The 17,539-nt window shown below is 62.9% G+C and carries 13 protein-coding genes; 2 read left to right on the forward strand and 11 right to left on the reverse strand.

Annotated elements, in window-relative coordinates; translation table 11 throughout:
* Positions 1–27: 27 nt before the first annotated feature.
* The 4 genes from secD to GC125_RS14830 all read right to left on the reverse strand — a co-directional run bounded on the left by secD (position 28) and on the right by GC125_RS14830 (position 6,578).
* Complete coding sequence (gene secD, locus GC125_RS14815; protein ID WP_151986347.1) at positions 28–2,535, reverse strand: protein translocase subunit SecD; 2,508 nt, start codon at positions 2,533–2,535, stop codon at positions 28–30.
* 73 nt (positions 2,536–2,608) lie between these two features.
* Positions 2,609–3,010 carry a hypothetical protein gene (locus GC125_RS14820; RefSeq protein WP_151986348.1) on the reverse strand — a complete coding sequence of 134 codons (402 nt, stop codon included), beginning with the start codon at positions 3,008–3,010 and terminating at the stop codon, positions 2,609–2,611.
* A gap of 73 nt (positions 3,011–3,083) precedes the next feature.
* Positions 3,084–3,983 (reverse strand): DUF1194 domain-containing protein, encoded by a 900-nt coding sequence (locus GC125_RS14825; RefSeq protein WP_151986349.1) that lies wholly within the window; start codon positions 3,981–3,983, stop codon positions 3,084–3,086.
* Positions 3,984–4,067: 84 nt separating this feature from the next.
* Complete coding sequence (locus GC125_RS14830; RefSeq protein ID WP_151986350.1) at positions 4,068–6,578, reverse strand: GcvT family protein; 2,511 nt, start codon at positions 6,576–6,578, stop codon at positions 4,068–4,070.
* A 232-nt stretch (positions 6,579–6,810) separates the two neighbouring features.
* On the opposite strand from GC125_RS14830, the gene GC125_RS14835 reads away from it, so the two are divergent.
* The gene (locus GC125_RS14835) at positions 6,811–9,687 is read left to right on the forward strand and encodes a hypothetical protein (protein ID WP_151986351.1); all 2,877 of its coding nucleotides are present in this window, start codon (positions 6,811–6,813) and stop codon (positions 9,685–9,687) included.
* A 14-nt stretch (positions 9,688–9,701) separates the two neighbouring features.
* Here GC125_RS14835 and GC125_RS14840 read toward each other — a convergent pair whose 3' ends face one another.
* The 6 genes from GC125_RS14840 to GC125_RS14865 all read right to left on the reverse strand — a co-directional run bounded on the left by GC125_RS14840 (position 9,702) and on the right by GC125_RS14865 (position 15,835).
* Positions 9,702–10,283 carry a DUF924 family protein gene (locus GC125_RS14840; protein WP_151986352.1) on the reverse strand — a complete coding sequence of 194 codons (582 nt, stop codon included), beginning with the start codon at positions 10,281–10,283 and terminating at the stop codon, positions 9,702–9,704.
* Positions 10,280–12,271 (reverse strand): acetyl-CoA carboxylase biotin carboxylase subunit, encoded by a 1,992-nt coding sequence (locus tag GC125_RS14845; RefSeq protein WP_151986353.1) that lies wholly within the window; start codon positions 12,269–12,271, stop codon positions 10,280–10,282. Before GC125_RS14845 ends, GC125_RS14840 begins: the two co-directional genes overlap by 4 nt.
* A 13-nt stretch (positions 12,272–12,284) precedes the next feature.
* Complete coding sequence (locus tag GC125_RS14850) at positions 12,285–13,892, reverse strand: carboxyl transferase domain-containing protein (RefSeq protein WP_151986354.1); 1,608 nt, start codon at positions 13,890–13,892, stop codon at positions 12,285–12,287.
* 7 nt (positions 13,893–13,899) lie between these two features.
* Positions 13,900–14,277 carry a type II toxin-antitoxin system VapC family toxin gene (locus tag GC125_RS14855; RefSeq protein ID WP_151986355.1) on the reverse strand — a complete coding sequence of 126 codons (378 nt, stop codon included), beginning with the start codon at positions 14,275–14,277 and terminating at the stop codon, positions 13,900–13,902.
* Positions 14,274–14,609, reverse strand: coding sequence for an AbrB/MazE/SpoVT family DNA-binding domain-containing protein (locus GC125_RS14860; protein WP_151986356.1), 336 nt, complete (start codon positions 14,607–14,609; stop codon positions 14,274–14,276). Before GC125_RS14860 ends, GC125_RS14855 begins: the two co-directional genes overlap by 4 nt.
* Before the next feature lie 62 nt (positions 14,610–14,671).
* Entirely contained in the window at positions 14,672–15,835 is a 1,164-nt protein-coding gene (locus tag GC125_RS14865; protein ID WP_151986357.1) for an isovaleryl-CoA dehydrogenase, read from the reverse strand.
* A 157-nt stretch (positions 15,836–15,992) separates the two neighbouring features.
* Between GC125_RS14865 and GC125_RS14870 the strand changes: the two genes are divergently transcribed.
* Complete coding sequence (locus tag GC125_RS14870; RefSeq protein WP_151986358.1) at positions 15,993–16,739, forward strand: hypothetical protein; 747 nt, start codon at positions 15,993–15,995, stop codon at positions 16,737–16,739.
* Between the two features lie 149 nt (positions 16,740–16,888).
* On the opposite strand, the gene GC125_RS14875 is transcribed toward GC125_RS14870, so the two are convergent.
* Positions 16,889–17,248 (reverse strand): hypothetical protein, encoded by a 360-nt coding sequence (locus tag GC125_RS14875; RefSeq protein ID WP_151986359.1) that lies wholly within the window; start codon positions 17,246–17,248, stop codon positions 16,889–16,891.
* Positions 17,249–17,539: the final 291 nt, after the last annotated feature.

Raw genomic sequence — 17,539 nt, forward strand, 5'->3', positions numbered from 1 at the left:
GTCGCACCGCCCGATACTCATTGAAGCCTACTCCGCAGGCAGCGGCACCGCATCCACCTGTCGCGCACGACGCCTGCCTGCCCAGTCACCCAGCAAGAGCAGGATCGGCGCCGCGATGAAGATGGACGATGTGGTGGCCACCACCACGCCGAACACCATCGGGATCGCGAAGTTTGCGACCGAATTACCGCCCCAGATCGCCAGCGGAAGGATCGCCAGGAATGTGGTCAGCGAGGTGAACACGCATCGCAGCAGCACCTGGTTGATCGACATGTCGATCACGTCGCGCAGCGTCATTTTCTTGTAGAGCCTGAGGTTTTCCCGCATCCGGTCGTAGACCACCACCTTGTCGTTCACCGAATAGCCGATGATCGTCAAAAGCGCGGCAATCGCCGTCAAGTTGAAGTCGAGCCCCGTCAACGCGAAGAACCCGACGGTCTTCGTCGTATCCAACACCAGCGTCACGATCGCCCCGACGGCGAAGTACCATTCGAACCGCCACCAAATGTAGACGAGCATGGCTAGGCTCGCGAGCACGACGGCAATCACGCCGTTGCGGGCAAGCTCGCCGCTCACCTTCGGCCCGACGACTTCGGTCCGATCGACGCTCGAGCCCGGATCGAGCTCGGCCATCTTGGTGCGTACCTGATCGATAGCCGCCGTTTGCGCTGCCTCCCCGCCTTCCTGCCGCGGCAGGCGCACGAGCACCGAATCGCCGCTGCCGACCGTTTGAAGACTGACTTCACCCAGTCCGAGCTCACCGAGGCCCGACCGCAGCGCCGCAAGATCCGTCGACTGCGATGTCGAAATCTCCGCCTGGATGCCGCCCGTGAAGTCGATGCCGTAGTTCAGCCCCGGCTTGATGAAGAGCACGATCGAAGCGATCGACAGGAAAATCGACATGCCGATGCCAAGATAGCGCGCCCTCATGAAGCGGAAGTGCGTCTCACGCGGCTTGAACTTGAAAGGCGAGCGGATCGTCAGGGTCTTCATCCTGCGCCGGCGAACCACCTCCGTCATGGCGATGCGCACGACGGCGACCGCCGTGAACATGGACAGCACGATCCCGATCAGCATCGTGACCGCAAAGCCGCGCACCGGACCCGTTCCGAACATAAAGAGGAGCAGCGTCGCGATCAGCGAGGTCACATTGGCGTCGACGATCGTCGAATAGGCACGGTTGAAGCCCTGGTCGAGCGCCGCGAAAGCGCTCTTACCGCGCGCGGCCTCTTCCTTGATGCGTTCGTTGATGAGGATGTTCGCGTCGACTGCGATGCCGATGCCGAGAATGATGCCGGCGATGCCCGGAAGCGTCAGCGTCGCGCCGAGAAGGCCGAGAGCGCCGAGCGTCAGGATGACGTTGAGGAGAAGTGCGCCACTCGCGATCAGGCCCCAGCCGCCATAGAGGCCCACCATGAGGCCGACGACCAGCACGAAACCGGCGATGCCGCTGACGATCCCCGTGCGGATGACATCCGCTCCGAGATCCGGCCCGACGGTGCGTTCCTCGATGACGGTCAGCGGTGCGGGCAGTGCGCCGGCCCGCAGCAGCGCGGAGAGCACGACCGTGTCCTCCACCGTGAAGGAGCCGCTGATCTGGCCGGACCCGCCGGTGATGGGCTCGCGTATGACCGGAGCGCTGAGGACTTTGCCGTCGAGAACGATGGCAAAGGGCCGCCCGACATTCTTCTGGGTGATTTCCGCGAAGCGCTGCGTGCCGACGCTGTCGAATCGGAACGAGACGAGCGGTTCGTGGCTCCGCTGGTCGAAGCCCGCGCGGGCATCGACGAGCCGTTCGCCGCTGAGCGCCACGCTGTCTTCGATCGGGTAGGAATTGCCCTCGTCATCCTGGAGCGTGCTGATTCCCGGGCCGCTTTGCGAACCGGCAACCATGTGGAAAGACATCTGTGCGGTCGAACCGAGCAATTCGCGCAGCCGCGTCGGGTCCTGAAGGCCGGGCAGCTGAACCATGATGCGGTCGCTGCCGACGCGCTGGATCGTCGGCTCGGCGACACCCACCTGGTCGACGCGCTGGCGCACGATCTCGAGGCTCTGGTCGATCGCCTGGTTGACGCGATCGTCGAGGCCCGCCTGGCTGAGTGTCAAATTGAGCTGCGTTCCGTCGCGAGCGACCAGGATGTCGTTCGTCGGCGTGAAGCCACCGGTCTGCACCGGGGTGGCGAGGCCCGAGACGAGGGTTTCGACCCGGCCGGCCGTTTCGGCATCCGGCGTCACGATCACGACAGCATCGCCCTGCAGGCGTGGGGTGGCGTCGGAAACACGTTCCTGGCGCAGCAGGCGGCGCGTCTCGTCCTGAAGCCAGGTCAGCCGTTCATGCTTCAGCGCCGGGCCGTCGACTTCAAGAACGAGATGCGACCCGCCCTGCAGGTCGAGGCCAAGCGTCACGTGCTGGGTCTGGAGCCAGTTGGGAAGCATGCCGAGCTTGTTCGGCGGTACTAAGTTGGGAAGCGCGGCGATCAACCCGCAGAATATGATCAGTGCATAGATGGCGAGTTGCCATTTGGGAGCGCGCATGGATGAATCCTTGCATGCACCGTCATCGCCGCAGGGCGAAAAGCCCGCAGCGAGATGATTCGGTGCAATTCCGTCAAAGGGTGGCGGAGTTCAGGATCGTGGCAGGGGGAGCGCGCACATCGGCGTGAAACGCCAGATGGGGAGGATTTGCGGACGCGAGCATCGCCGCGCCGACCGCATTGCGGAAGATCGCAACGTTGAAAAAGGGAGCCGCGGCTGCGGCGAGATCCGGCGGAGCGCCGTCCTTGCCATGGTCATCGCTCCGCGGCTGGATCGCGTAATGCGCAGTCGCGAGCAGCGGATCGAATTCGAAGGGTGTTCCCGGCGCTGCTTCGGAGCCAATGGCCAAAAGCCGGGGAAGCGGATCAATGCGCGACTGCTCGACCGCAAGCAGCGAGAAGGCGAGCGCGAGCGTCGCTGCGAAAAACGCACCGACGGCATTCGTCCATCCTTGCTTGCGGAAAGTCTCGTTCATTTCAAACGTCACGCTTCGTCGGAAGACGCTTCACATAGCGATTTGCAGGCCTGCTGCCAAGGAAGCACCTGCCTTAGGGCACGCTCCAGATCTGTCGTCGGCTGTTCCAGATTTTCTCTCCGATCAGGCAATCGATGTCGCTGGCTGCAGGATTGGACGCTTGGGCGCGGATAACCGGCAGAAAATCACCCGACTGCCGCAGATTCAGAGGACCGACGGGATCGATCGGATCGCCGGACATAGCGCCCGCGAGTTCCAGAACCAGTTTGCGCCGCACCGCCTGCGGGAATTCCTGCCAGGTCGTCACCGGAATGACGAAGGCCCCGCCCCCGCCGATCACGCATTCGGCGAAATAGCCATCGAGATTGTCGATCGCATAGCCCATCGTTTCGCCGGGCGCGTTGGTCATCAAAGGCAGGCCGTTGATGGTGATCCCGGCATCCACGGCCCGATCACGGGCAAGCGTCACGGGCGCACCCTGGTTGTTCGGGCCATCGCCGGAGATATCGATGACCTTGCGCAGGCCTTCGAACTGATTCTCGTCGAAGAGCTGCGACGAGAAGCTGATCGCTCCCGAAATGGACGTGCGGCGGAAATGGCGGGGTGTGCCGCGTTCAAGTGCATCGGCAAAGGCATGGGCCGCTTCGTGGCTATCGATCAGCGTCCAGGGGACGACGATCTCCTGCGAGCCCATGCCGGCCCATTCGATATAGGTCACCGCCACGCGGCCGTAACCGCCATAGACGATCGCCTCGATCACCTCTTCGGAGCGAAAGGCATTCGCATACCCGTCGCGCTGGATAACCTGCTCCTCGAAATCCATCGACCAGGACGCATCGACGGCAAGTACCAACTCGACGTCGACCGTGTTGTCGTCCTGCGCAAGTGCAGGCGATGGGAGGATCGATCCAAGGACGGGAAAACCCAGCGTCAGCGGAAGGGCCCACAACCAGCCTGTGATTGTGCCCGGCATGCCTTTCTGTGAGCGGACAGACAAGCGCATGTCCGAAGCATGCCTGAAGGCGGGTTCACCGCAAAGTGTGAAACCCGCTTATCCTCAGGCCCGCAGTTTCACATTCTCGGCATCATAGGGGCTCTCGGCAATCACCCGCGCCTGATAGATCTGACCCAAGATCTTGATTTCAAGAGCGGTTCCCTCCGCCGCGCAATCGGGCCTCACCATGGCGAGCGCGATCGACTTGCCAATGCGGAAACCGAAGGCGCCATGGGTCGCGCGGCCGACGAGCTCGCCGTTCCGGTAGATCGCTTCGTTGCCGCGCGCATCGGCATCGGTCACGCCGTCCACCTCGAGCGTCACGAAGGTCCATTTGAGACCGGCATCCTTCGCCCTGACCACGGCGTCGCGGCCGATGAAGTCGCCTTTGTCCGGCTTGATGAAGCGATCGAGCCCGGACTCGTAGGCGTTGTATTCGATGGACAATTCGCGCGGGATCAGCCGGTAGGATTTCTCCACCGCCATCGCGGTCATGGCGCGGATGCCGAACGGCTTGATGCCGAATTCGGCGCCCGCCTCCATCAGCCGGTCGAAGATCGCGATCTGCTGCTCGATCGGGTGATGCAGTTCCCAACCGAGCTCACCGACGAAATTGACCCTGAGCGCATGCGCCGTCGCCGCCCCGACATTGATCGCCTTGCCGGAAAGCCAGGGGAAATCGGCATTGGCAAGGCTGGCACGGGTCAGTTTCTGCAGCACGTCGCGCGCGCGCGGACCGGCAAGGACCAGCACGCCCCACTGGGTCGTCATCGGCATCATCTGCACCGAGCCATCTGTCGGCAGCAGCTTCATCAGGATGTCGTGGTCGTGCGCCTCATAGGCGCCGGCCGAGACGAGATAGAAGCCCTGCGGCTGACGATACACGGTGAATTCGGAGCGAACGCCACCGTGCTTCGTCAAAAGGTGACAGAGAGCGATACGACCGATCTTCTTCGGCACAGCATTGGCGAGAATCGCATTCAGCCACGCCTCCGCGCCGGGGCCGGAAATCCAGCACTTTGCAAAAGCCGACATGTCGAGAACGCCGACATTCTCGGCGACGTTCTTCACCTCGTTGCCCACATGCTCGAAATAGTTCGAACGACGGAACGACCAGCGCTCCACGATCCGTCCGTCCTCGAGCGGCGCTGCGTGATTGTGATTGGTCAGGACATCGACGCCGACGCCGATCTCTTCGGCCGGCACCGAATAGCCTTCAGGCGCGAACCAGTTCGCCCGCTCCCAGCCATAGACGGAGCCGAAGACCCCGCCGAGGCTCTTCAGCCGGTCATAGACGGGCGTCGTCTTCAACGGACGGGCCGCGCCGCGTTCCTCATCGGGATAGTGCATGGTGAAGACGTTGGCGTAGGCCTCCTCGTTCTTTTCCTTGAGGTAGCCTTCCGTCGCATAGGGACCGAACCGGCGTGGATCGACGCCCATCATGTCGGTGGTCGGTTCGCCGTCGACGATCCATTCGGCGAGTTGCCAGCCGGCACCGCCCGCTGCCGTGATGCCGAAGGAATGGCCCTCGTTCAGCCAGAAGTTCTTGAGGCCCGGCGCGGGGCCGACGATCGGCGAGCCGTCCGGCGTATAGGCGATGGCACCGTTATAGACCTTCTTGATGCCCACTTCGCCGAAGGCCGGAACGCGCGTGATCGCCGTCTCGATATGCGGCATCAGCCGATCGAGGTCTTCCTGGAAGAGCTCGTACTCACTATCGGCGCTCGGGCCGTCGACATAGCAGACCGGCGCGCCGTGCTCGTAGGGCCCGAGCAGCAGGCCACCATTCTCCTCGCGCATGTACCAGGAACTGTCGCTCTCGCGCAGGACGCCCATTTCGGGAAGCCCCTGCTTGCGCCGCTCGACGATCGCAGGGTGCGGCTCGGTCACGATGTACTGGTGCTCGACGGGAATGACCGGCACGTTGAGGCCGACCATGGCGCCGGTGTTGCGTGCGAAATTCCCCGTCGCCGACACGACGTGATCTGCGACGATGTCGCCCTTGTCGGTGCGCACGAGCCATGTGCCGTCCGCCTGGCTCTCGATCGCGGTCACCGACGTGTGCCGGTAGATCGTGGCTCCGAGATCGCGGGCGCCCTTGGCCAGCGCCTGCGTCAGGTCGGCTGGCTGGATGTAGCCGTCATCGGGATGCTGGATCGCGCCCAGAATGCCGTCGGTCTCGCAGAGCGGCCAGATTTCCTTGAGCTGCTCTGGCGTCAGAATTTTGAGCGGCACGCCGATCGTCTCGGCGATGCCAGCATAATACATGAACTCGTCCCAGCGGTCCTTGGTACGCGCAAGGCGGATATTGGACACCTTTGAGAAGCCGACATTCATGCCGGTTTCTTCCTGAAGCTCCTGGTAGAATTTCACCGAGTATTTGTGGATCTGGCCGACGGAGTAGCTCATGTTGAAGAGCGGCAACAGGCCCGCCGCATGCCAGGTCGAGCCGGATGTCAGCTCCTTGCGCTCGATCAGAACGCTGTCTGCCCAACCCTTCTTGGCGAGATGGTAGAGCGTCGACACCCCGACGACGCCGCCCCCGATGACCACCGCGCGCGCTCTGTCCTTCATTGATTCTGAACCCCGATATCCGAATTGTCGTCGCGCCTTGAGGCGATGGATCGTGCGTCCGAGTGGGCCACACGTTTGGCCGACTATGCAAGCCCACTCCGCCGCGCAACAGCCTGTTTGCGACACGCCGATCGATACACGCGACGAGCTTGCGACGAAGGTCCGTTGCCGGGCTACCCGTCTGCGCTTTTAATAGATGCTCATGCGGGCGGGGCTGGTCGGGGTGTGCATGATGCAACAGCGCAGATTCTTGGCGGCGAAGGCTCAGGCTTACGTCGGCCGCTTTCTCCCGTCTGCGAGACGGCGGACAAGCTTCGTCGCAGTCGTCATCAGCCTTTGCACGCTGTTTACTCCCGCGACCGCCCACGCACAGGCGGGATCAGACGCGGCAGCCCTGAACGGAATGTGGAGCGGCACCTACACCTGTCTCCAGGCCGAGGGCTCGACGTTCGACCTGACTCTGTCTGCGGGCGACGGCGGCCCGACGGGCGTCTTCGCATTCACCCTGCCCGATGGCCGGAAGGGCTCCTACGCTGTGCTCGGAAGGCTGGCATCTGAGGGGCGTTTTATGCTCCTGCCGTCCGACTGGGTGGAACGGCCAACGGGCATCCAGGCACTGACGCTTCAGGGCAGCCTGCACGACAACGGCATGATGATCAGCGGGACCATGCCGGGATGCGGCGGCACCGAGAATTTTGTCGGACGCCGCCTCGACGAGAGCGGCGCGCAGACCCAAGCCGCCGTCGACTTCGAATTCGCGCCTCTGTCGGGTGGCGCTGCCGCCGGCACATGGCGCGGCGATATCGTGTGCGGTCCCAAGCAGCGCCCCGAAACCGTGCCGCTGACCGCGACGGTCCTGCAAGACGGCGACGGGCTGGTCGCCAAATTTGCCTATGACGGCCCCGCCTTCCCACCTTCTCCTGTGATCATGACCGGCAACATCGTCGACGCGGCGGTCGCGTTACAGCAGCTGATGAAGCTCGACAACTCGAACCGCAGCCTGAAGACACTGTCCGCGCGCCTTGACGCAGCCGGCCAGACGCTGGTGGGGACTGTCGGCCAGAACGGCGCCCGCTGCCGCGAATTCCAGCTCACGCGAACGGGCGACCCCCAGATGCCGGATGTTGGCGCTGCACTTGCCGGCAACTGGGCGGGCGCGATCGACATTGCGCCGATGGAACGTCTGGATACAAGCTACGTCCTCGTTCTCGCCCATGACGGCAAAGCGCTGCAAGGTGAAATGCGCCTCGGACATCCGGCCAACCGTCCTGTTGCGGAACAGGACAAGCTGGTCGTGTCGCTCGCCCCGATTCATGCCGAAGGCGGCAAGATCGTGATGGCGCCGGTCGGCGCGCGGCTCGCCGAAGGTACCTATCGCCCCCAGAACACCCAAAGCGCAGTGCATCGCCATTGGCTGGTCGTCATGCCTGAAACAGCCGATGCGGAACTGGGCATGCGCGTCGTGCAAGGCGGCCGCTTTACCGAGGAGATCAACCGCATCGCGCATCCGGGCGAGCGGAGTGCGCGGTTCTTCCGGAGGATCGATGCCACGGTTGAATCCGCTATGACGGCCGGTGAGACGCCCCCGAAGACGTTCGGGCCGGGGATCGGTGGTGCCTTCGCGGCCGCATCGTCCATGGAACGCCAATGCCAGCTGCTCGCCGACTGGGCGGCACCGATGAGTGACGATGATCTCGATCGGCAAAGCGTCGACAGTGCGCTGAAGGCGATGCTGCCGATCTTCGAAGACGCCGTATTCGATCCACTCTTCGGCCTGCCCTACATGTTCATGACCGATGCGCGGGAGCGACGCGAGATCGGCCTGTTCCTGCAGCGCGATTGCCCGCAACGGTTTGGCATCGAGATCGCCAACAGCGCCTCCATCGCCCATGCCTTCACGCTGGAGAACGCCTATTCGGGTATCACCACGGCGATGATCGACCGGCGGGAGTCGATCGCTTGGATCGACGCAACGATCGCGGAGCTTGGCGCCATGGGCGAGGATGCCGCTGCCGAAACCCGCCTTGTAGCCATTCGCCTCGACGCCGAGGACCGGCTCGACGACGTGACCGCAGCGGAAGCCACCAACTTCGAGACCGCCTATGCGGCGCGCAGCAAACGCATCGAGATCGGGCTGTTGTTCGATCGCATCACCCGCGCCGAAGCCATGGCGGATGACGAAGCGACGCTCGATGAACTGGCAGCAATCGTCGAGGCGGTGTCGCAATCGCCGATGGAAGGCGACGAGCACCGCTCGGCAATTCAGCGCATCGGCGCAAAGGCCGACCGCATCGCCGCGCCCTTGATCGCCGCCGTCAACGACGAAGCCACGCGCCTGGGAACCAATCTGGCCGCGCTCTCCGCGTTGAACGGGCTGGAGGCGCGGACGAGCCAGCTCACCGGCCTGCGCGACCGCGGCTTGCCGATCACGGGCGTTTCGGAGCTGTCGATGGAACTCTATCAAAAACGCAACGCCCTTCTGGACAGCATGGCGGTCGCCGGAGAATTTCAGGCGCATCTGGCCGAGATCGAGCCGGGCAGCAATGCCCGGATGCGCGTGACGAATGCAGCTTATGTCTACCTGACGCCGGAAGAGCTTGCAGGCGGCGCACCGGTTTATGCGCAGATCCTCGAAACGACCGTCTTCACACTGGAACAGGCATCGATCGAAATCGTGGATTCGAGTGCCACGGCGACAGTCGATCCGATCGTCTCCGGTCCGGTGGGCGAAAACCCGTCGGGCGAACCGAGCGCAAAGGACATGGCGATGGCGATCCTTGCCCACTACCGCCAAGGCACCGCCAACCTCAACGCCATGGGAAACATCTTTCCCGACGACCCGTTCGGCCAGCCCAATCCGCTGAACATGATCGGTGAAGCGATGGGCCAGATGATCGGCGAAGTGAACCTGACGCTCGCCTATTTCGAGAAGCTCGGCTGCGCGTCAGCCAGCGGCGCAGGCCAGGCAGGCTACAATTGCGACTACATCGCCGAGATCCGAACGGACAACCCGATGCTCGGCATGGTCCTGCCCCAGGCGGGAATGCGCAATTCCGGGAGGTTCGCAGCGGCCCGCGGCGCTTGGATGTACCTTCCCGATGTCCAGTGAGCGCGAAAGGGTCGTCAGAAGCCTGAGCCGGGCTTTTCCAGGTAGCGTTGTTCAGCCGGTGTCGACGTCCGACCGAGGATTTCGTTGCGGTGAGGAAAGCGGCCGAACTCGACGATGACGTCTCGGTGCGCCTCGGCATATTTCGTGTAGGTCTCGTCGCCGAGCGCGGTGATCAGGCTGACGGCACGGTTCTGGTCGGCCAGGTTCTCCGAATGCTCGAACGGCAGGTAGAAGAACACGCGGCGATCGCTCGCCACTTTCTTGTCGAGCCCGGCATCGACCGCACGGCGCGCCTCCCGCAGCGCGAGCCCGTCCGTCGCAAAGGCCAGCGGCGTATCGCGATAGATGTTGCGGGGGAACTGGTCGAGGACGATGATCAGCGCCAGCCGCGCATCGCCATCGACACGCCATCCATCGCGGATGCGGCGGGCCAGCGACAGGTGGGTCGCGGCAAATTTTTCCCGAATGATCGCATCGGTCTCATCGCTTTTCTTGAACCAGTCTTCCGGTTGCAGCGAGTCGAACCAGAAATCGAGAACGTCGACGGGCGTGGCGATCGGTGCGGCGTGATCGGTGGTCGCGGTCTTGGCACTCATGCCGGCTTCTCCTCTTCAGCCAGCCGTAGAAGCGTCGCGCCCTCGCTGACCTGTGCGCCTTCCCGGTGGAAGATTTCCGCGATCACGCCGGCTCGTGGCGCCGCAAGCGTCATTTCCATCTTCATCGCTTCCATCACCACGATGATTTCGCCTTTCTCGACGGGCGCGTCGGCGCCCTTGAAGACCTGCTTGACCACGCCGGGCATGGGCGCGCGCAGCACGTCCTCGCCCGCGCTCTCGTCCTCTGCGGCATGAAGCTCGTCTACGACGGTGAACTCGGCCACAGAATGATCCCGAATGATCGCGATCCGCCCGCCGTGGTGGATCGCCCGGATGGTTACTGCATGCTCGCCGTCGACAAGCCTGAAGAAGCCCTCTCCCGCTTCGATCAGTTGAAGCTCGACCCGCGGATTGTCCTCGTCGGCGACGCTGTAGCGATCCTTGCCGAGTTGCGCGACCCGCAGGCACCGCTGGTCGCCACCCTGGGAAAGCACAACGTCACGTTCGGGCGCGCCCCAAAGAAGCCAAGGCCCCAGATCGTCGAACGGATCGCCGCTTTTGTGTGCATGCATTCCCGAAGCAAGGATGGCAGCGGCCGCACGCGCCATGGGCGATGGGCTCGGCGTCGCCGTCAGTTCGCCGAGCTCGCGGTCGATGAGGCCCGTATCCACCTCGCCTTCCGCGAAGCCCTCGTGCGATGCAAGCGCGGCAAGAAAAGCGAGATTGGTGACTGTGCCGACGATTTCGGTTTGCAGAAGCGCGTCCCGCAGACGCGTGAGCGCCTCGCCACGATCGGCCCCATGGACGACCAGTTTCGCGATCATCGGATCGTAGAAGGGCGTGATCGCATCCCCCGCAGCAACGCCGCTGTCGACCCGCACCGCCGTCTCCGGGAATCGCAGATGCGCGATGGTTCCGGTGGCCGGCATGAAGTTCCTGGCCGCATCCTCGGCGTAAAGCCGCGCCTCGAACGCCCAGCCGTCGATCGACAACTCGTCCTGCCTTTTCGGCAACGGTTCGCCGGCCGCGACCCGCAACTGCCACTCGACCAGATCGAGCCCGGTGATCATTTCCGTGACCGGATGCTCGACCTGAAGCCGCGTGTTCATTTCCATGAACCAGAAGCGATCCGGCCTCAGGCCTTCCGAGGCATCGACGATGAATTCGACGGTGCCGGCGCCGACATAGTCGATCGCCTGGGCGGCCTTTACCGCCGCCTCGCCCATCGCGGCGCGCATTTCGGCCGTCATGCCCGGCGCCGGCGCTTCCTCGATCACCTTTTGATGGCGCCGCTGGAGCGAGCAATCCCGCTCGAAGAGATGCACGACATTGCCGTGGCTGTCGCCGAAGACCTGGATCTCGATGTGGCGGGGTTTGGCCACATATTTCTCGACCAGCACGCGGTCGTCGCCGAAGGAGGCGCGCGCTTCGCGTTTGGCCGATGACAGGGCATCGGCAAATTCCGCTTGCCGGTCAACGCGCCTCATGCCCTTGCCGCCGCCACCCGCCCGCGCCTTGATAAGCACGGGAAAACCGATCTCGTTCGCCTTGCCGGCCAGGATCACCAGTTCCTGCGCGTCACCGTGATAACCGGGAACGACCGGCACCTTGGCTCGCTCCATGAGCTGCTTTGCGGCATCCTTGAGCCCCATGGCCCGGATCGCCTTGGCCGATGGCCCGATGAAGGTGAGACCGGCCGCTTCCACCGCTTCAACTAACTCGGCATTTTCCGACAGGAAACCATAGCCGGGATGGACCGCTTCGGCACCGCTTTTGAGCGCTGCCGCGACGATCGCATCCGCCCGCAGATAGCTTCCAGACGATGGCGCCGGGCCGATGCCCACCGCCTCGTCCGCTAGCTTGACGTGCAGCGCGTCCCGGTCCGCGTCCGAATGAACGGCGACGGTCTTGATGCCGAGCCGGCGTGCGGTCTTGATCACCCGGCAGGCGATTTCACCACGATTGGCAATCAGGATTTTCTTGAACATGTCAGCGCCTCCGTCACATGCGGAACACGCCGAAGCGCGTTTCCTCGATGGGCGCGTTGAGCGCTGCCGAAAGCGACAGGGCGAGCACGTCGCGGGATTTCGCCGGATCGACGATACCGTCGTCCCAAAGCCGCGCCGAGGCATAAAGCGGATGCCCTTGCGCCTCAAACTGCTCGATGATCGGACGCTTGAACTCCGCCTCTTCGTCGCTCGGCCAATCCCGGCCCTGCCGCTCCAGCCCATCGCGCCGGACCGTTGCCAGAACGCCCGCCGCCTGCTCGCCACCCATCACGGAGATGCGGCTGTTCGGCCACGTCCAGAGAAAGCGCGGGCTATAGGCGCGGCCAGACATGCCGTAGTTGCCGGCCCCGAACGATCCACCGACGAGCATGGTGATCTTCGGGACTTTCGTCGTTGCAACTGCTGTGACGAGCTTGGCGCCATCCTTGGCGATGCCGCCCGTCTCGTATTTCTGGCCCACCATGAAACCCGTGATGTTCTGCAGGAAGACCAGCGGAATGCCCCGTGCGGAACAAAGCTCGACGAAATGCGCGCCCTTCAGCGCGCTTTCGGAGAAAAGCACGCCATTGTTGGCGATGATGCCGACGGGAATGCCGTGGATATGGGCAAACCCGCACACGAGCGTCGCGCCGTAGCGCGCCTTGAACTCGTCGAAACGCGAGCCGTCGACGATGCGCGCGATCACTTCGCGGATGTCATAGGGCGTGCGCAGCCCGACCGGCACGATCCCGTGGATTTCCTGCGGATCGTAGAGCGGCGGCTCCGGCAGCTGCAGCGCGACGGTCTGTGGCTTGCGGGCATTGAGGTTGGCGACGGCGCGGCGCGCGAGGAGAAGCGCATGCGCATCGTTTTCCGCCAGATGGTCCGCGACGCCGGAGAGCCGCGTGTGCACATCACCGCCGCCGAGATCTTCGGCCGACACAACCTCGCCGGTCGCCGCCTTCACCAGCGGCGGGCCGGCCAGAAAGATCGTGCCCTGGTTGCGCACGATGATGCTCTCGTCCGACATCGCCGGTACATAGGCGCCACCCGCCGTGCAGGAGCCCATGACGACGGCGATCTGGGCGATGCCCTTCGCCGACATGTTCGCCTGATTGAAGAAGATGCGGCCGAAATGGTCGCGGTCCGGAAACACCTCGTCCTGGTTCGGGAGGTTCGCCCCACCGGAATCGACGAGGTAGACGCAAGGAAGCCCGTTCTGCTCGGCAATCTCCTGCGCACGCAGATGCTTCTTCACCGTCATCGGGAAATAGGTGCCGCCCTTCACGGTCGCGTCGTTGCACACGACCATGACCTCGCGGCCTTCGACGCGCCCGATACCCGCGATCACACCGGCGGAGGCGATTTCGCCGCCATACATGTCGTGGGCGGCGAAGCGCCCGATCTCCAGGAAGGCTGACGACGGATCGAGAAGCCGGGTAATGCGCTCTCGCGGCAGAAGCTTGCCGCGCGCCGTGTGACGCTCACGGGCTGCCAGCGGCCCGCCCTCGCCGATGCGCTCGGCAATTTCGGCCGTTTCGGCGACGAGGTCGGCCATGCGCGCGCGGTTGTCGCGGAAACTCTCCGAGGCGGTCGACAGCTTCGATTGAATGACGCTCATGAAATCCTCAACGGATAAGTTCGATCCTGCAGCCGACCTTCAAGTCGGCCCATTTCCGATCGGCGGTGACCGCCGTCGCATTCTCGCGGATCGCCAGCGCAAGGCAGGCGCGATCGCCGAGCGAGAGACCGCGATGCGCGGTTGCAGCTCGCAGTTGTCCGGCCAAGATCGCCGTCTCTTCGTCAAAGATGCGGACGGACAGATTGAGACCTTCGTATCGATCACTGGCCATTTTGGGATCAAGGCCTTTATCGATCTGTTTGCCCACGATTTCCGTCACATTGACCGCTGAGATCACGCCGATGGCCAAGCATTCCTCCGCCCGTTCACGTCCCGTTTCCGAAAAAAGATAGGCGAGGACGCAGGATGCATCGAGGACGATCACTCGTCCTCACCCCAAAGAGCAGCCCTCTCGGCCAAAAACTCATCCACCACGCTCTCGCCGGGCTTCTTGTACTTGGAAACCTCCTGCTGGATCCTCCGGATATTGTCGAGATAGGAGCGCACCCGGAGCTCACCGTCGACAACATGACAGATCAGTACGTCGCCGGGCTTGATCCCCATTGCCTCGCGCATGAACGCTGGAATCACGAAACGTCCGCCCTCACCGAGCTTCACGCGCTCGCGCTTTGGGGGAAGCTTCATCAGCTCCTCACGAAGCGCTGCATATTCAGCCTGCTGTTCGTCGAAGCCCTCGATCTTTTCGTTGTCGGACATGGCTTGCCTCACCGATATGTCACGCTCAAAAAATCATGCCATAGTTTGACAAACCTGCCAAATCACGCTGTTTCCGCGAACATTTCACGTCCGATCAACATGCGGCGGACTTCACTGGTACCGGCGCCGATTTCATAAAGTTTCGCATCGCGAAGCAGCCGGCCGGTCGGATAGTCGTTGATGTAGCCATTCCCGCCAAGCGCCTGGATTGCTTCAAGCGCCACCTGAGTCGCCTTTTCAGCGGCATAGAGAATGCAGCCGGCTGCGTCCTTGCGGGTCGTCTCACCGCGGTCGCACGAGGCGGCGACGGCATAGACATAGGCGCGGCAGGCATTGGTGATGGTGTACATGTCCGCCAGCTTGCCCTGCATCAGCTGAAATTCGCCGATTGCCGTGCCGAACTGCTTGCGTTCATGGCTATAGGGAACCACCACGTCGAGCGCCGCCGCCATGATGCCGAGTGGGCCGCCGGCAAGCACCACGCGCTCGTAGTCGAGACCCGACATCAGGATTTTGACGCCCTGACCTTCTTCCCCAAGCACGTTGTCGAACGGCACTTCGCAGTCCTCGAACACGAGCTCGCAAGTGTTCGAGCCCCGCATGCCGAGCTTGTCGAGCTTCTGCGCGGTGGAGAAGCCGTTCATCGATTTTTCGATCATGAACGCCGTAATGCCGCGCGGGCCGGCGGCAGGATCGGTCTTGGCGTAGACGACGAGCGTATCGGCATCGGGACCATTGGTGATCCACATCTTGTTGCCATTGAGCACGTAGCGGTCGTTCTTCTTCTCCGCCCGCAGCTTCATCGAGACGACATCCGAACCGGCACCTGGCTCGGACATCGCGAGCGCACCGACATGCTCGCCCGAACAGAGCTTCGGAAGATAGGCTTCCTTCTGCGCAGCCTTGCCCCAGCGGTTGATCTGGTTGACGCAGAGATTGGAGTGCGCGCCGTAACTCAGGCCTACCGAGGCAGAGGCCCGCGAAATCTCCTCCATGGCGATCACATGGGCAAGATAGCTCATGCCCGTGCCGCCGAAATCCGGATCGGCCGTCATGCCGAGGAGGCCGAGTGCCCCCATCTCCTGCCAGAGATGGGCGGGAAACTCGTTCTTGCGGTCGGTCTCTTCCGCGACCGGCGCGATCCTGTCGCGCGCGAACCGTCTGACCGTCTCGCGAAGCTGGTCGATCTCCTCGCCGAGACCGAAATTCATGCCGCTGTCGAACATCGCCGCATCCTCCCTGATGCTAGAGAGGGATAACCGCCCCTCGCCCCGGCTGCAATCCATGGAGGCAGATCAGCCAAGGGGACGCATTTCTGAACGGCTTCACCAATGCGGAAATATCGCCTCGCTCGCTTAATCCGCTGTTGGCCAGCGCCAGCCAATGATCCCCGTGCAGAAATGGTTCTGCGTCACCTGCTTGCGGGCGGCAACTCCGAAGTCTCCCGTCGCTTCCAGGCGGTGGGAGACGACCGATGCCCGGCTCGATGCAGGTCTCGGCACTCTCAGGCTTTCGCCGAACGTGAACCGCGCACGCGCCGGCCTCATCGTCACCCATGCATTGCCGTCCATGGTGCTGCGTCTCGCCGGACGGATCGATGTCGTCGACATCCCCGAAAACGACGTGCTGGCTGTCGGCTTGCGCACCGTTTCCCTCGCAGCCGGGGCGACGCTTCCGGATGTCTTGGGCTTCACGGTCGATGCCGAAGCGGGTTTCGCCCATGTCACCGATGAATTCGGCTTCACGGACCGAGCCTATCCCATCTACGCCCTGGCCATTGAGCGAAACTTTTTCGGCGCGGTCTCGGCAAGCTTCAGCCTGAAAGGCTCGATCGATACCATCGACAGCGACGACCCGCTCGGATCCTACGTCCATCGTGCAGAATTGGAGCTGTCGCGACCGCTGATCGAGCGCTTTACCGGCAGCATCGGCGTTTTCGGAGAAACGCGCGACAATCTGGCCATCGGCAATCAGGAAGTGGCGTCGGGCATCTACGTCGCTCTCGCCTACGATCCCACCACTCGATATTCTTTTCTCGTCCGGCTCGATGTCAGCGAGATCGATCGAACCAAATTCGACATTCGCGAAAACACGGTGTCCGGAACGTTTGGCCTGCGCGTCAGCCTATGATCGTGTCTGGAAACCAAAGTCCCGGACGCGAAGCTTGTCTCGCTCCGCGTCCGGGTTCTCGTCAGTGGGTAACGTGTCCCCGTCCAAACCTATCGATGCCGCTGTCCGGCCCGGCGATGGAGACGCATTGCCCGCTCAGCCAATAAGACCTAGCGGCGGAAAAGCCGCTTGGCTTGGCGGTTCTGCGAACCCTTCTGCAGGAGCCCGTTGTCACCACCGAGAATGTTGACGCCGGACAGGATGCCGTTGCCATTGAGCAGGCCGTTGCCGTTCAGGATCGAGTTGCGGCTGAGATCGTTGCCGCTTGCGATCGCGGCATCATTCAGGATGCCGCCGTTCAGCACGCCGCCGACATCGACGCTCGGCGAAACATTCAACAGCTGCCGGTTGGACGATTTGTAGCTCTGGCTACCGTAGCCGCCGCCTTTGCCCCAACCGCCGGCATGGGCTGCCGTGGCTGTGGTTGCAGCCAACAGCGATATGGCGACAAGCTTGATTGCAGTGTTCATGGGTACTCTCCTCACTCAGGGTTGAATTACTTACAGACAACAACTCCTGAGATCAGAACGCCACGATGGTGCAAAACTGGCAACCGTCAGCAGCAAAACGGCGTGAATAACGGAATATTAAGCATAATGTTCGTGATTAATATTCCGCATCAAGCAAATGGAACCTCCAAGTTCACGCATGAATACAAGCAATTCGATTAAAGATTGAAATATCAAAAAAATCGGCGCAGCGGTCAGGCTGCGCCGAAGGTGGCGGTAGGGCGGGGAAAATGTTGACTACGACTGATCGCT

It is taken from the genome of Rhizobium sp. EC-SD404, assembly GCF_902498825.1.
Lineage (GTDB): Bacteria > Pseudomonadota > Alphaproteobacteria > Rhizobiales > Rhizobiaceae > Georhizobium.